Source organism: Micromonospora aurantiaca ATCC 27029, from assembly GCF_000145235.1.
Lineage (GTDB): Bacteria > Actinomycetota > Actinomycetes > Mycobacteriales > Micromonosporaceae > Micromonospora > Micromonospora aurantiaca.
In genome coordinates, this window is the sequence record NC_014391.1 from 6550831 (window position 1) to 6565406 (window position 14576).

The 14576-nt window shown below is 73.3% G+C and carries 13 protein-coding genes; 7 read left to right on the forward strand and 6 right to left on the reverse strand.

From position 1 onward, the window contains the following. The 4 genes from MICAU_RS29315 to MICAU_RS29330 are packed head-to-tail and all read left to right on the forward strand — an operon-like array spanning window position 1 to window position 4283. Entirely contained in the window at window positions 1-1944 is a 1944-nt protein-coding gene (locus MICAU_RS29315) for an MraY family glycosyltransferase (RefSeq protein ID WP_013288979.1), read from the forward strand. After that, window positions 1941-2501 (forward strand): hypothetical protein, encoded by a 561-nt coding sequence (locus tag MICAU_RS29320; RefSeq protein ID WP_013288980.1) that lies wholly within the window; start codon window positions 1941-1943, stop codon window positions 2499-2501. The genes MICAU_RS29315 and MICAU_RS29320 overlap by 4 nt, the downstream gene beginning before the upstream one ends. Next, window positions 2498-3673, forward strand: a complete 1176-nt coding sequence (locus MICAU_RS29325; protein ID WP_013288981.1) for a M23 family metallopeptidase — start codon at window positions 2498-2500, stop codon at window positions 3671-3673. Before MICAU_RS29320 ends, MICAU_RS29325 begins: the two co-directional genes overlap by 4 nt. Before the next feature lie 10 nt (window positions 3674-3683). Then, the gene (locus tag MICAU_RS29330) at window positions 3684-4283 is read left to right on the forward strand and encodes a hypothetical protein (protein ID WP_013288982.1); all 600 of its coding nucleotides are present in this window, start codon (window positions 3684-3686) and stop codon (window positions 4281-4283) included. Between the two features lie 7 nt (window positions 4284-4290). Here the strand turns inward: MICAU_RS29330 and MICAU_RS29335 are convergent, their stop codons facing one another. Beyond that, window positions 4291-4848 (reverse strand): hypothetical protein, encoded by a 558-nt coding sequence (locus MICAU_RS29335; protein ID WP_013288983.1) that lies wholly within the window; start codon window positions 4846-4848, stop codon window positions 4291-4293. A gap of 213 nt (window positions 4849-5061) precedes the next feature. Between MICAU_RS29335 and MICAU_RS29340 the strand changes: the two genes are divergently transcribed. Then, on the forward strand, window positions 5062-7644 hold the full coding sequence (locus tag MICAU_RS29340) for an FtsK/SpoIIIE domain-containing protein (RefSeq protein WP_174361823.1): 2583 nt from the start codon (window positions 5062-5064) through the stop codon (window positions 7642-7644). Next, window positions 7641-8342: a hypothetical protein gene (locus MICAU_RS29345; protein ID WP_013288985.1), complete on the forward strand. Its 702-nt coding sequence runs from the start codon at window positions 7641-7643 to the stop codon at window positions 8340-8342. Before MICAU_RS29340 ends, MICAU_RS29345 begins: the two co-directional genes overlap by 4 nt. A gap of 54 nt (window positions 8343-8396) precedes the next feature. Here MICAU_RS29345 and folE read toward each other — a convergent pair whose 3' ends face one another. From folE to MICAU_RS32805, 4 genes are all read right to left on the reverse strand, one after another. Next, window positions 8397-9014 carry a GTP cyclohydrolase I FolE gene (gene folE, locus MICAU_RS29350; RefSeq protein ID WP_013288986.1) on the reverse strand — a complete coding sequence of 206 codons (618 nt, stop codon included), beginning with the start codon at window positions 9012-9014 and terminating at the stop codon, window positions 8397-8399. Between the two features lie 86 nt (window positions 9015-9100). Next, window positions 9101-11113 (reverse strand): ATP-dependent zinc metalloprotease FtsH, encoded by a 2013-nt coding sequence (gene ftsH / locus MICAU_RS29355; protein ID WP_013288987.1) that lies wholly within the window; start codon window positions 11111-11113, stop codon window positions 9101-9103. Between the two features lie 378 nt (window positions 11114-11491). After that, window positions 11492-12067 carry a hypoxanthine phosphoribosyltransferase gene (gene hpt, locus MICAU_RS29360; protein ID WP_013288988.1) on the reverse strand — a complete coding sequence of 192 codons (576 nt, stop codon included), beginning with the start codon at window positions 12065-12067 and terminating at the stop codon, window positions 11492-11494. Window positions 12068-12166: 99 nt separating this feature from the next. Continuing rightward, window positions 12167-12304, reverse strand: a complete 138-nt coding sequence (locus MICAU_RS32805; RefSeq protein WP_018786602.1) for a hypothetical protein — start codon at window positions 12302-12304, stop codon at window positions 12167-12169. Between the two features lie 150 nt (window positions 12305-12454). On the opposite strand from MICAU_RS32805, the gene MICAU_RS29365 reads away from it, so the two are divergent. Beyond that, window positions 12455-13414: a GlxA family transcriptional regulator gene (locus MICAU_RS29365; protein ID WP_013288990.1), complete on the forward strand. Its 960-nt coding sequence runs from the start codon at window positions 12455-12457 to the stop codon at window positions 13412-13414. Window positions 13415-13533: 119 nt separating this feature from the next. Here the strand turns inward: MICAU_RS29365 and tilS are convergent, their stop codons facing one another. Next, window positions 13534-14484, reverse strand: a complete 951-nt coding sequence (gene tilS / locus MICAU_RS29370; RefSeq protein WP_013288991.1) for a tRNA lysidine(34) synthetase TilS — start codon at window positions 14482-14484, stop codon at window positions 13534-13536. Between the last annotated feature and the right edge of the window lie 92 nt (window positions 14485-14576).

Consider the following 14576-nt stretch of genomic DNA (forward strand, 5'->3'; position numbering starts at 1 on the left):
ATGGCGAGGGCCCGGGCACGGATCGCGGCGCTCCTCCTCGCGCTCGGCGTACTCGCCGGGGCCACGATCTCCTGGCCGGTGATCGGGGCGGCCACACCCGCGTACGCCGCCGCGCCGGTCACCCAGGCGCGCGCCGAGCTGTGCACCACCAAGGAGTGGCAGGCCGATTTCCGGTCCTGCGTCGGCAGGCTCAAGGCGGTCAGCGAGGACCAGGTCGAGTGCCGCAACGCGCCGGTGCCCGCCGCGCCGGACTCGGGCCTGGCCGGCTGGTTCGCGTCCCGGCCCGACTCGGCGAAGGAGCCCGGCCCGAAGGGCCTCTACAGCGACTACGGGTACGCCGGGTACAGCTACAACACGTACGACATCGACGGCGGCTGCGCTTCCTCCGTGCTGCATCCGGACTACCGCTTCACGACGATGGTCGCCAACGGCGAGTTCATGTTCGCCAACGCGGTGATCGGTGCCTCGAACGCGCTGCGCGAGCGCGCCTGGGATCCGCGGACGATGTGGAGCTGGGCCGACCCTCTCGTGGAGCAGGCCACCAAGGCCGTCTACCAGAAGGTGTTCAGCGTCTTCGGCATCATCACCGTCTGCGTGGTCGGCCTCTACCTGCTCTGGCGGTCCCGCCAGTCGGACATGAGCAACGCGATGACCACCGCGGGCTGGGCGCTGCTGGTGATGGTGGCGGTGACCGCGCTGGCCGCATGGCCGGTCAAGTCCGCGAACATCGCCGACAACACGCTGATCAGCACTCTGGGCGTGGTGCACGACGCGGTCGGCCCCTCCTCCAAGACCGTCCCGCCGGACAAGTGCGCGCTGCCGAACCCGAGTGCCTGTGTCGACAAGCGGCCACCCGCCGTGCGTGCCAGCGACACGGCGACCGAGACGATGCTCTACCGGAACTGGCTGCGCGGTGTGCTCGGTTCGGCGGACAGCGAGACCGCGAAGAAGTACGGCCCGGCCCTGTACGACGCCAAGTCCCTCACCTGGGAGGAGTCGGAGAAGCTCCGCCAGAACCCGGCAACCCGCGAGGGCACGATCAAGGCCAAGCAACAGCAGTGGGCCCGTGTCGCCCAGCAGATCGAGACCGAGGACCCGGAGGCGTACGAGTACCTCAAGGGCACCAAGGACATGGACCGGATCGGCGCCGGTTTCATCGCGGTGCTGGCCTCGGTGTTGTTCGCCATGTTCGACCTCACCGCGTCGCTGCTGGTGCTGCTCGGCTTCCTGATCTTCCGCTGGGCGGTGATCGCCGCGCCGATCCTCGGCACTGTCGGCCTGATGCGCCCGGCCAGCGCCGGGCTCCGGCGACTGGCGAACGCGGTGGTCGCGGCCGTCTTCAACATCGCCATCTTCGGCACCGGCGCGGCCATCTACCTCTTCGCCGTCGACCTGATCATGAACACCGCCACGCTGCCCGGCTGGCTCCAGGTGGTCCTGGTCTGGCTCTGCGGTGTGGTCGGCTGGTTGCTGCTGCGGCCGTACCGCCGGATCACCCAGCTCGGCGGCAAGGACAGCAGCGAGGCGGTCAGCTCGGCCGGCTCCTGGCACCGCCGGTTCTTCCGGGACATGCGGATCGCCGCACGGCTGGACGTGGCCGAGCCCGGCGGCACCAACGAACCGGCGATCGGCAAGCGCCGCACCGTCACGGCCGACCAGCGCAGCCTCCGGCCGGAGGCCCGGCACGAGGATCCGGCGCACAGCGCCACACCCGCCGAGCGGGAACGGCCGGACGGACGGGAAAGGCCGGAGGAGGCGCCCGCGAGCGGACGGCCGGGTGAGCGTCCCGGCGGCACTCCCCGCCCTCGGCGCGCACCGTCGACCTGGACCGAGCCGGACGTGCCGGAGGAGGCGCCCTCCTACGCCGTCTACCGGCCGGACTCGGCGGGCCGCGGCACCGCACCGGCCCGGCCGGCGCCGCGCATCCGCTCCGAGGCCCGGTGAGTCCGGTGCGACGCGCGCTGGAATTCCTCTTCACCCGGGTCCTCCGGTCCCGGATCGGGGTCGCTCTCATGATCGCCGTGCTGGTCTTCGGGGTGATCGGCGCGGCCCGCCTCGTCGCCGGACCCGGCGAGCCGGGCCTCGGCCTGACCAGCCGCCCCACCCAGCCGATCAGCACCACGGACCCGGAGGCCGGTGACGACGGCGTGCTCGCCAGCCCGCCCACTGCGGTCGCCCCGAAGACCCGGCCGGGCGAGGAAACGCCGGAGCAGGTCGCCGGTCGGTTCACCACCGCGTGGCTGAGCGGCCCGGGCAGCAGCGACGACACGTGGCAGGCCCGCCTGCGGCCGCTCTCCACCCCAGCGCTGGCCGAGAAGATGACTGATGCCGACCCGGAGACAGTGCCCGCACGGAGGACCACTGGCACCCCGACGCTCCGGCCCCGCACCGAGTCCTTCGTGGAGGCGGTGGTTCCGCTGGACAACGGCACGCTCCGGCTCGAACTCGTCGCACCGGACGGACCCTGGCTGGTGGACGCGATCGACTGGGAGCGGTCGTGACCGCCGGCCCGGCCGTCGCCGGACAGGTCCGCCGGAAGCTGCGCCTGGGCGTGGTCGCCACCGTCGTCACGAGCGTGCTCGCCCTGCTCTGCTGCGTCGGCGGGGCCGGCGCCTTCCTCCTCACCGAACTCGGCGGCGACGAGGACGACCCGAAGCTCGCGGCCCTGAACTGCGACCCCGCCTACCAGGTGAACCTGACCGGCGACATGCCGCGCTTCGCCGAGTACGGCGAGCGTCAGCTGCGCAACGCCGCGGTCATCATCAAGGTCGGCCAGGACATGAAGCTTCCCGCCCGCGGCTGGGTGATCGCGCTGGCCACCGCGATGCAGGAATCAGCGTTGCGCAACCTCGCCAACAGCACGGTGCCGGCGTCGCTCGCGTTGCCGCACGAGGGGGTCGGCGCCGACCACGACTCGCTGGGCCTGTTCCAGCAGCGGCCCGGGTGGGGCAGCGTTGAGCAGCGGATGACGCCCTCGTACGCGGCCCGCAAGTTCTACCAGAAGATGGAGAAGGTGCCGGACTGGCAGCAGCGCCCGCTCACTGTGGTCGCCCAGAAAGTCCAGGTCAGCGCCTACCCCGACGCCTACGCCAAGCACGAGGAACTGGCCGGAGCCATCGTCGACGCGCTGGCCGGCGGCGCCGCCCGGACCGTGGAGATCGCCGGCAAGGCGGTGTGCGACGCCGCGGCCGGAGACCGGATCGCCGCCTCCGGCTGGACCGCGCCGCTGCCCGGCGGTGTGGTCTCCGGTTTCCGCACCACGGCCCGCCCCAGCCACCACGGCGTGGACCTGGCCGCCTCGAAGGGCACGCCGATCCACGCCGCCTCGGCGGGCCGGGTGCTGGTGGCCCGCTGCGACCCCGACCGCTCCGGGCGGCGGGACTGCGACCGGGACGGCTGGCCGAACAAGGGCGGCTGCGGATGGTTCGTGGACATCCTGCACGCAGGCGGATTCATCACCCGCTACTGCCACATGGTCGAACGACCTCGCGTGGTGCCGGGTCAGGCGGTCGAGGCGGGCGAGGTCATCGGGATCTCCGGCAGCAGCGGCAACTCGTCCGGCCCGCACCTGCACTTCGAGGTGCACAAGAACGGCGACCGGTCCAGCAACGGGGCGGAGAACCCGGTGCCCTTCATGCGCAAGCGGGGCGCGCCCCTCGGCGAGACCGGGTGAGGCCGGGCGGATGAGCAACCCCCTGCCCGACCCGTTCGCCGACCGGCCCGACTGGGCGCCGCTGCCGCCCCGGCCGGTGGAGACCGTGCCCGCCACCGGCGGCACCGAGCTGCGCGGCCGCCGCGTGCTCGTCGGCCTGCCCGGCCTCGGCTGGCGTGGCGACCTGCGGGCCGACGATCGGGTGGTGCAGGGCAGCCGCACCTACGTACCGGTGATCCCGGAACACGAGTGGTACCGGGCCGAGGCCGAGCAGGTGGAGGTGTTCGCGCCGCTGGTACCTGTGGAACGGGTCTGGGTGGAGACCATCGGTGAGCGACGGCCGGTGGCCGGGGCGAGCGCCCCGGGTCTCCGGCTGGTCTCGCTGGACGTGCCGGAACGCCGGCCACCCACGCCGGTGTTCGAGGCCGACGCGGTGACCGGGCGGCGCGTGGTGCACGTGGACAACGGCGTGGAACGACGCGACCTGCGTGCCGTCACCGAGACCTACTCCGGCGCGGACGGCGACATCTGCGTGCGGGTGGCCCCGGAACTGGAGTGGTACCGGTGGGCCTGGCGCGGCCAGGCGCCGACCACGTTGGAGGTGCCGGTGCACCTGCTCTGGCTGGAGTAGCCGGGAGTCAGTCGGCGCGCTGCGCCGAGCAGACGCCCCAGCCGTCGTCGCGTCTCGTCTCGAAACGCCACCTCTGCCGCTCACTCTGCGTGATGCCCTCGACGGAGGCGGAGATGATGAGGTCGACCTCGACCACCGCGACATCGCCGGACTCCTGAACGGCCAGCGGGCCCCAGCTCACCGAGATCGTCGTGTTGAAGCGCTGCTCCCGGGCCGCAAGGTCGTCGCGAAGCGCACGCAATGCGTCAGCGTCCACCCTTCCAGCGCAGTCGAACTCCTGGGCTTTCGTGTCGTTGCGGTCCACGAGGAAGGCTCGGAGATAGTTGTCCACCACGACGTCGGGAGCGCTTCGGTCCGGGGCGGTCGCGCGGTCGTACAGCACGAACCCGACCACACCGCCCACGGTGCACAGCACCGCCAGCACCCCCGCGACGACAGCGAGCACTGTGCGCACCGGACGCTTGGGGCGTACCGGGGCGGGAGCGGGCGCGAGGGGCGCCAACTGCTCCGGCGGGGTCCGCTGCGCCGGTACTCGGGACACCTGGGAACCGGCGGGGGGCTGCACTGATTCCACCTCCTGAGGCTATCGGCTGCGCGTCGCGTACCCAATGCCTGGAACCGGCGGATCGTGGCGAACCGCCGGGCGGACGCCGACCGGCGGCGGGGTGAGGCTGCTCACCGCCGACCAGCTCACCGCGCCGACCGACATCCCGGTGGACGGCCGCCGCCTGGGTTACCGTCACACCTCGGGGAGGACATGTCAGCCTCGGAAAGAGAGGTGGACGCGGTGGCGACTCCGAAGGCGCGCGCCGGCCGGGCCGCCGCGCTGCACCGCCGGGCCGAGGCCGCCGCGACGGCGGCGGCGGGCATCCTCGACGAGATCCGGCCCGCGCCGGCCGACCACCACCGGCAGTACGAGCTGGCCGAGCGCCTACGGGCGGCTGCAGAAGTAGCTGCGCCGGGTTGGGCCGGCGGGCCGCTGGAGTCGCTGAGCGCGACGACGCCTCCCGGTGACGGCCTGCCGCCGCTGGTCCGGGTGGGCACCGCGGCGCCGCTCGACGACGCCCGCTTCCCCGCGCTGGTGCCGTTGCTCGGCAGCGGCCATGTGAGCCTCGACGCCGACGCCTCCGACGCCCGGGTGGCCGGGCTGCTCCGCGCGCTGCTGCTGCGCGTGTTCGCCGCGACCCCGGCGGGCGCGCTGCTGGCCCGCGCGGTCGACGACGGTTCCGGTGCGACGTTCGCCGGGTACGCGCCGCTCGCCGACGCCGGCCTGCTGCCCCCGCCCGCCACCGACCTCGCCGGGATGCGTGCGGTGCTGGCCGAGGCGGAGCAGTGGGTGGCGGCCGGAACGGCCCGGCAGCGCGGGCACGACCGGACGCTGCTGCTCGTGGTGGCCGCGCTGCCCGACGGTACGACTACCGCCGACCTGGACCGGCTCGCCGGACTGGCCGAGGGCGGGCCGCGCGCCGGGCTGCATCTGGTGCTCGCCGGCTGGCCGGACGGCAGTCCGCTGCCGCGCGCCACCCCGGTCACGGTCCGCACCGCGTACGCGCTGGTCGGCGACCCGCCCGGCGCCGGCTTCAGCAGTCCCGGCGCCGAGCCGCCGGTCGGCTTGAACTCGCCCGTGTTCCTCGACGAGGATCCGCCCGCCGATCTGGTCGCGGACGTGTGCGCGCGGTTGGCCCGGCAGATCGAGGACGGCTCCCGCCTCTCGCTGCGTGACCTGCTGCCGGCCGACGGCTTCTGGACGGCCGGCTCGGCCGACGGACTGAGCACCACTGTGGGTGACGCCGCCGGGCGCCCGGTCAGCCTGGGCTTCACCGAGCTGACGCCGCACTGGCTGGTGAGCGGCCGGGGTCAGGCGGGCCGGTCGGCGTTCCTGACCGACGCACTGTTCGGCCTCGCCACTCGGTACGGCCCGGACGAGCTGGCGCTCTACCTCGCCGACCTGGCCGACGGCGAGTCGTTCGTGGAGTTCCTCCAGACCGAGCGGGACCGTTCCTGGGTGCCGCAGGTGCGCGCCACCGGGATGGCGGCCGACCGGGAGTACGTGGCCGACCTGTTCGGCGAGCTGGAGGCGGAGCTGCGCCGCCGCGAGGAGGCGTCCCGGCGGGCCGGTGGGCAGCGCTACGCCGAGCTGCGCCAGCACCAGCCGCTCCCACGCATCGTCTGCGTGGTCGACAACTTCCCGCTGGCGCTGCGCGAGCGGGACCGGCTCGCCGCCGACCTGCTGGCCCGGCTGGACGCGCTCGCCCGCGCCGGCCGGTCGTACGGGATCCACCTGGTGCTGGCCGGCGAGGGTGACCTGGGCATCGGCGGCCCACGTGACCCGCTGCTCGGCCAGTTCCCGGTGCGGGTGGCGCTGCCCGGCGGCTCGGCGGTGCTGGAACCGGCGAACGACTCGGCCGCCGGGCTGCCGGTGGGCAGCGCGGTGGTGAACACGGCGGGTGGCCTGGGCGGTCCGCGCGGCGCGACCCGGGGGCACGAGCGGATGATCCGTTTCCCGGATCCGTACGAGGATCCCGCGGTCCTGACCGACCTGCGGCGACGGCTCTGGGAGGCGCGGGGCGAGTCGGCGACCCCGCCGGTGGTCTTCGCCGGGTACGCCCGCCCGCTGCTAGCCAACGATCCGCGGCACCGGGCCGCGCTCGCCGGCCGGGCCCACGCGCCCGCCGCGTTGCTGGGCCGGGCGGTGGACGTGCGGCGGTCCACTGTGACGGTGCCGCTGGGGCCGGGCGCGGGGCGGAACCTGGCCGTCCTGGGGCGGGACGAGGAGGCCGAGCGGCTGCTGGTCACGGCGGTACGCAGCGCGGCGGCAGCGCATCCGGGCACGGCCCGGTTCGTGCTGGCGCCGCTGGCGAACGGCTCGGCCGAGCCGGCCGGGGTGCTCGCCGCCGAGCTGGCCGGACGCCACCGGGTGGAGACCGTCGACGCGGCCGGGTTGCGGACCGCCATGGAGTCGGATGAGCCGGGCTACCTGGTGGTGTTCGGGCTGGACGTGCCGGACGCCACCGAGCTGCCGCCCGACCTGCTGCGGACGCTGCTGCTGGAAGGTCCGCCCGCCGGCCGGCACCTGCTCGGCTGGTGGCGGACACCGGCTCCGCTGGCCGGACTGCTCGGCCCGGAGGGCGAGGTGGACAAGCTCACCGCCGTGGCGGTCACCGACGTTCCGGGCGGCCGGCTGGAGCAGCTCTTCGACCGCCCGGTCTGGTGGCGGCCCCGGCCGGGACGCGCGGTGCTCTGGGACGGCCCGGACGAGCAGGGCACGGTCTTCGTGCCGTTCGGCACAGCCGAGGTGGCGACCGCGCGGGTCGAGCCGGACCCGCGGCCGACTGACCGCGCCGGGGAGGGGGCGGCATGAGCGAGACCGGCACGGCCGTACCGGGGCCCCGCGCGGGTGGCCCGACCACCGTGGCGGACCCCGCCGAGTCGGCCTGGGCGGAGTACGTTGCTGCCGCGCGGGCGCTCGACGGCGTACGCCGGGCGGCGGCCACCGCTGCCGGCGAGCAGGCACGGTCGGTGGCCGCGGCCCGCGAGGAGCTGACAGCGGTACGCGAACGACTGGCGCCGCAGCAGTCCCGGCTGCGTGATCTGGGCGTACCGGCGATGTCGCTGGTCCCGACGCCGCCGGAGGTGACCGAGGCGGCCCGGTCGATGGCGGGTGGGCCGTCGGCGGTGCTGGCGGTGCTGCGCGCGGCCGGGGACTGGGCGGACGCGGCGGACGACACGTTGAGCGCGCGTGGCCTGCCGCGGCTGGCCCGGTGGCCGGCCCGGCCGCGCAACCTGCTGGTGTACGGGCCGCTGGCGCTCGTGGTGCCGCTGCTCCAGCTGGTGCTGTACGCGGTCGCCGGTCCGGGGCCGGTGACGGTGCTGGCGCTGCTCGTGGGGCTGCCGCTGCCGGCTGTCGCGTTCATGCTGGGCTGGCTCGCGGTGGGGCGTGTCTTCCGCCCGCGGCCCACCGACCGGGTGGACCGGACACCCCGCTTCGGCGCCCTGGTCTGTCTGGTCCCGGCGGTGCTCACCGCCGCCGGCCTGCTGCTCGCCATGCTGCCCGACTGACGACGGCCGCGCCCTCCCGGGCGGGAGTACGCGGCCGTCGATGTCGGTCGGGAGTCAGCGGGCCATGATCAGCGCCATCGCCTCGGCCCGCGACTTCGCGTCGTTCTGAAGGCCGCCGCGCACGGCGGACGTGATGGTCTTCGCGCCGGACTTCTGGATGCCGCGCATCGCCATGCACATGTGCTCGCACTCCAGCACCACGATCACGCCGCGCGGGGCGAGGCTGGACATCAGCAGGTCGGCGATCTGCGAGGTCAGCCGCTCCTGCACCTGCGGCCGGCGGGCGAACACCTCGACCAGCCGGGCCAGCTTGGACAGGCCGGTGATCCGGCCGTCCGGGCCGGGGATGTAGCCGATGTGCGCGCTGCCCCGGAACGGCAGCAGGTGGTGCTCGCAGAGGCTCATCACGTCGATGTCCCGGACGAGCACCAGCTCCTCGTGGTTGGCCTCGAACGTGGTGCGGAGCACCTGCGCGGGGTCGACCCGCAGGCCGGCGAAGAGTTCGGCGTACGCGCGGGCGACCCGGGCGGGCGTCTGCTGGAGGCCGTCACGGTCCGGGTCCTCGCCGACAGCGATGAGGATCTCGCGGACCGCCTTCTCGATCCGGGCGAGGTCGACGCTGTCCTCCACCGGGCCACCGGTGAGCTTGCCGCTGATCAGGCGCGCGGCCACGTAGTCGAGCGCGTCGTCCCCGTCGGGCTCGGTCGCGGAGACGGCCGACTCCCTGTGGTGGGAGCCGGCCGTCGTCGGATCGCTGTTCAGTGCGTACCGTCCGAGTTGTTGCTGGAACCACCGATCGAGGCGGCGGCGTCGGCGCGGGACTGCGCCGCCAGCGCCTCCTTCTCGGCCGGCGTGAGCACCGGCGGCTCGGTGGAGGGCAGACGCTTGCCGAAGCCGTGGTACGGCGCCATCGGCGGGCGCTTGACCACCCGCGCGCAGATCCGGGCCATGTCGGCGGTGGAGAGCGTCTCCTTCTCCATCAGCTCCAGGACCATGTTGTCCAGGACGTCCCGGTATTCCACCAGGATCTCCCAGGCCTCGTCGTGGGCCAGCTCGATCAGCGCGCGCATCTCGCCGTCGATCTCGGCGGCCACCGCGTCGGAGTAGTCCCGCTCGTGGCCCATGTTGCGGCCGAGGAACGGCTCGTCGCCGCTGGTGCCGTACTTGATCGCACCGAGCTTGGAGCTCATGCCGTACTGCGTGATCATCGCGCGGGCCAGCTGCGTGGCCTTCTCGATGTCGTTGCCGGCGCCGGTGGTCGGCTCGTGGAAGACCAGTTCCTCGGCCGCCCGGCCACCCAGCGCGTACGCCAGGGTGTCGATCATCTCGGCCCGGGTCTGGGTGTACTTGTCCTCCGTCGGGAGGACGAGCGTGTGACCCAGCGAGCGACCCCGGGACAGGATGGTCACCTTGTGCACCGGCGCGGCGTGCGGCAGCGCCCAGGCGACCAGCGCGTGCCCACCCTCGTGGTACGCGGTGATCTTCTTCTCCTGGTCGCTCATCACCCGGGTCCGGCGCTGCGGGCCGGCGATCACCCGGTCGATCGACTCCTCCAGGGAGTCGTTGGTGATCGCCCGCTGCTCCTTACGAGCGGTGAGCAGCGCGGCCTCGTTGATCACGTTGGCCAGGTCGGCGCCGCTGAAGCCAGGGGTACGCCGGGCGACCGCGTCGAGGTCGACGTCGGGCGTGAACGGCTTGCCCTTGGCGTGCACCCGCAGGATGGCCTTGCGGCCCTCCATGTCGGGGGCGTCGACCGGGATCTGCCTGTCGAACCGGCCGGGGCGCAGCAGCGCCGGGTCGAGGATGTCCGGACGGTTGGTGGCGGCGATCAGGATGACGCCGCCCTTGGTGTCGAAGCCGTCCATCTCGACCAGCAGCTGGTTGAGCGTCTGCTCCCGCTCGTCGTGACCGCCGCCCATGCCGGCGCCACGGTGGCGGCCGACCGCGTCGATCTCGTCGACGAAGACGATCGCCGGGGCGTTCGACTTGGCCTGCTCGAACAGGTCGCGGACGCGGCTGGCGCCGACACCGACGAACATCTCGACGAAGTCGGAGCCGGAGATGGAGTAGAAGGGCACCCCGGCCTCGCCGGCGACCGCGCGGGCCAGCAGCGTCTTACCGGTACCGGGCGGGCCGAACAGCAGCACGCCCTTCGGGATCTTGGCGCCCAGGGCCTGGTATTTCGCCGGGTTCTGCAGGAAGTCCTTGATCTCGTGCAGTTCCTCGACGGCCTCGTCCGCACCCGCGACATCAGCGAAGGTGGTCTTCGGCGTGTCCTTGGTGATCATCTTCGCCTTGGACTTGCCGAAGTTGAGCACCCGGGAGCCGCCGCCCTGCATCTGCGACATGAAGAACAGCAGCAGGAGCACGAGCAGCGCGATGGGAAGCAGGTTGACCAGCAGGCTGACCCAGATGCTGTCCGACGACACCTTGGTGTCGACCGGGCCGGTGATGCGGTCCGCCGCCTCGGCCTCGCGTACCTGGTTCCAGACCTGGCCGCCGACCTCGTACGGGAACTGCGCCTCGATCTTGTCAGTGGTGGTGTCGCCGTCGAACTTGGCCTTGTCCTTCAGGTCGAGCTGGAGCGTCTGCTCCTTGTCCTGGAAGACGACCTTCTCGATGCCACCCTTGTTGAGCTGGTCGAGCGCGACGGACGTGTCCACCCGGTGGTAGCTGGGACCAGCGGTGAACAGTTGACTGAGCACAACGGCGCCGAGGATGACCAGGATGATCCAGACCACCGGTCGGCGGAAGAAACGCGTACGTTCCATGCTGTAGTCGGGTGCCGAGGCGCCCGCATCCTCCTGATCGACGTCCTGACCGTCTGAATGGTGTCGCCGCCTTGAGCGGCGGCCGGGGCCGCCGTGCGGGCCGGCCCGACCCCCGGGGCACGCAAACTGCCGCACCACGGTCATTCGACGGTACACCGTACGCGCGACGAGTGAGCTTGCGAGCCCGGCACTTACGCGTAGGGCGAACCCGGGTTTGAGCCGGCGTGGCGGGGAGCTCCCACCCGGCCCGCCCACACCGCACGGTCACGCGGTTCGAGGGGCCGGGCGTGGAGGGTGCCTCCACGTCACCGGTCCCTACCGTAGACCGGAAGACTGAGAGCCCGCTGAATGTCAGCTGACGAAGGGCTCGGCAAAGCCTCAGGCCCGCGCGTACACCTCGGGCTTGAGCACCCCGACGTAGGGCACCTCGCGGTACCGCTCGCCGAAGTCGAGCCCGTAGCCCACGACGAACTCGGTGGGGATGTCGAACCCGACGTACTTGACCGGGACCTGCACCTTGACCGCGTCCGGCTTGCGGAACAGCGCGACCACCTCGACGCTCGCCGCGGAGCGCGACTCCAGGTAGCGCAGCAGCCAGGACAGCGTCAGGCCGGAGTCGACGATGTCCTCGACGACCACCACGTGGCGGCCGGCGATGTCCCGGTCCAGGTCCTTGAGGATGCGGACCACGCCGGACGAGGTGGTGCCCTGGCCGTAGGACGAGACGGCCATGAACTCCAGCTCGGCGGGCGGGCCCTGGCGGCCCAGCGCGCGGGCGAAGTCGGCCATGAACATGACCGCTCCCTTGAGCACACACACGAGCAGCAGGCCGTCCTCGACGTGGGCGTAGTCCGCCGAGACCTGCTTGGCCAGCTCCGCGGTCTTGTCGCGGATCTGCGCCTCCGAGATGATCACGTGGTCGATGTCGGCGTCGTACCAGGAGCCGTCAGCCATGCTCCTAGCCTGCCGTACGCCCCCGCGCCGCCGTCGGCGGGGCCGCCCCTTTTGGCGCGGTCCCGCCGGGGATTATCGGCGCGAACTGAATAAATCACCTCAGCAGGTACGGGAGCGCCAGCGCTGCCCGTCGTCGCTCGGCTTCCAGTCGGCCGAGTCGCGGGTGTCGGCGGTGAACCCGAAGGCGCTGGCGCCGACGAGAAGGAGCAGGAAGAGCAGGAGCAGCAGAACGGTCATGGCGGCGCTCGCTTTCGCATGGTTGAGACTGTTTTCGCCGCCGGTGCGCACCGGACACCATTGATTCTGCGGGCCGCCGACCGATCCGGACAGTGGCAGGAATGTCATCGGGAATCGATTTCCTGCCACCTGTCGGGTTACCCTCGTCACATGCTCCGCTCGGTCGCCGTCATCGCCATGGACCACGTCGCCGCGTTCGAACTCGGCGTGCTCGCCGAGGTCTTCGGCACCGACCGCACCGCCGACGGCTTCCCCGGATACCGGTTCGACGTCTGCACCGCCGACGGCGGCGCGGTCCGCAGCCGCTCCGGGTTCCTGCTCACCCCCACCGCCGGCCTGGGCCCGGTCGAGGACGCCGACCTGGTGGCGGTCCCCGCGCACGCCGACGGCACCCCGGTCCCCGAGCCGGTGCTCGCCGCGCTGCGCCGCGCCGCCGACCGGGGCGCCTGGCTGCTCAGCGTCTGCGCCGGCGCGTTCGTCCTCGGCGAGGCGGGCGTACTAGACGGGCGCGACTGCACCACCCACTGGCGGTACACCGACGAACTCCAGCAGCGCTTCCCGGCCGCCCGGGTCCAGTGCGACTCGCTCTACGTGCAGGACGACCGGCTGCTCACCAGCGCAGGCACCGCCGCCGGCATCGACGCCTGCCTGCATCTGGTACGCCAGGAGCACGGCTCCGCGGTGGCGACCCGGCTGGCCCGCCGGATGGTGGTGCCGCCGCACCGCGACGGCGGCCAGTCGCAGTACGTCGAGGCGCCGATCCCCAAGGCGCCGGAGGCACCCACGCTGGAACCGGTGCTGGAATGGTTGATGGGACACCTGCCGCGACAGGTGACAGTGGACGAGCTGGCGGCGCGCGCCGGGATGGCCCCACGTACGTTCGCCCGCAGGTTCCGCGCCGAGACCGGCACCACCCCGCACGACTGGGTGACCAACCAGCGGGTGCTGCTGGCCCGGCACCTGCTGGAGGACACGTCACTGAGCGTGGAGGGCGTCGCCGAGCAGGCCGGTTTCGGCGACGCGGCAGCGCTGCGGCACCACTTCACTCGCCGGGTGGGCACCACCCCGCTTGCCTACCGCACCACCTTCCGAGACCGCCAGACCACCTGACCCACCCCACACCGCCGGCACCTCTGGAGCGGTGATCAAGGAGTTTGCGGGCTGGGGAGGGCCGGAACGTGACCAAAAGGCCTTGATCAACGGGGGGGTAGGGGGGCCGCCCGCTCGGGTCAGGGCAGGAGGTGACCCGCGTGGCGGCGTACCTGGTGGTTGCCGGGCAGGTGCACCGGGCCCTGTCCGCGCCACGCCGTGACCAGGGCGTCCAGCGCGGCCACGTGCCTGTGGGACAGCGCGGCCGGCGCGGCGCCCAGCTCGCGGGCCCAGGTGTGCAGCACCCGGGTACGGACGGCGGCCGGCAACTCGGCGAGCCCGGCTACGGACAGCCCGCCCTCCCTGGTCCGGGCGTCGGCGAGCGCGGCGTCGGCGAGCGCGTCGAGCGCGGCGTTGTCGGCCGCGAGCAGCCCGGCGGTACGGGCCAGGTTGGCCACCACCCCCGGCCCGAGCGCGTCGACGAGTCCCGGCAGCACGTCGGACCGGACCCGGGCCCGGGCGTACGCCGGATCGGCGTTGTGCGGGTCCGCCCACGGGTCGAGCCCGAGCGCTTCGCAGGCGGCCCGGGTGTTGGCGCGCGGGACGTCGAGCAGTGGGCGCAGCAGGGGTACCCCGTCGACGTCGCGCCGCTCCGGCATCCCGGACAGCCCGCGCGGTCCGGCGCCCCGGGCCAGCGCCAGCAGGACGGTCTCGGCCTGCTCGTCGCGCGTGTGCCCGAGCAGCACACCGACTGCGTCGAACCGGTGGGCGGCCGCGATCAGCGCCTCGTACCGGGCCTCGCGGGCGGCCGCCTCCGGACCGCCGGGCCGGCCGTCCACGCGTACCGGAAGCACCTCGACCGGGTCGAGCCCTTCGGCGCGGGCCCAGTCGGCGACCGCCTCGGCCCGTTCCGCCGACCCGGCTTGCAGGCCGTGGTCGACCGTCACCAGGCCGGCCTGCCGTCCGAGCCGGGGGGCCACGAACGCGGTGGCGGCGGCGAGCGCGAGCGAGTCGGCCCCGCCGGAGCAGGCCACCAGCACCGGGCCGCCGCCGGGCAGGCCGGTCAGCACCCGGCGGACGGCGAGCCGCACGGCGGCGACGGCGGGAGCGGGCGACGGCGAGCGGCGCGACCGGGCGCCGGAATCCGCCCGGCCCGCGGAAGAAGCCGGACCGAGCGGACCAG

What these genes read in the sequence shown, in the direction of transcription:
- MICAU_RS29315 (WP_013288979.1), top strand. Translation starts at nt 1, where the DNA reads ATGGCGAGGGCCCGGGCACGGATCGCGGCGCTCCTCCTCGCGCTCGGC.
- MICAU_RS29330 (WP_013288982.1), top strand. Translation starts at nt 3,684, where the DNA reads ATGAGCAACCCCCTGCCCGACCCGTTCGCCGACCGGCCCGACTGGGCG.
- MICAU_RS29345 (WP_013288985.1), top strand. Translation starts at nt 7,641, where the DNA reads ATGAGCGAGACCGGCACGGCCGTACCGGGGCCCCGCGCGGGTGGCCCG.
- ftsH (WP_013288987.1), bottom strand. Translation starts at nt 11,113, where the DNA reads ATGGAACGTACGCGTTTCTTCCGCCGACCGGTGGTCTGGATCATCCTG.
- hpt (WP_013288988.1), bottom strand. Translation starts at nt 12,067, where the DNA reads ATGGCTGACGGCTCCTGGTACGACGCCGACATCGACCACGTGATCATC.
- MICAU_RS32805 (WP_018786602.1), bottom strand. Translation starts at nt 12,304, where the DNA reads ATGACCGTTCTGCTGCTCCTGCTCTTCCTGCTCCTTCTCGTCGGCGCC.
- MICAU_RS29365 (WP_013288990.1), top strand. Translation starts at nt 12,455, where the DNA reads ATGCTCCGCTCGGTCGCCGTCATCGCCATGGACCACGTCGCCGCGTTC.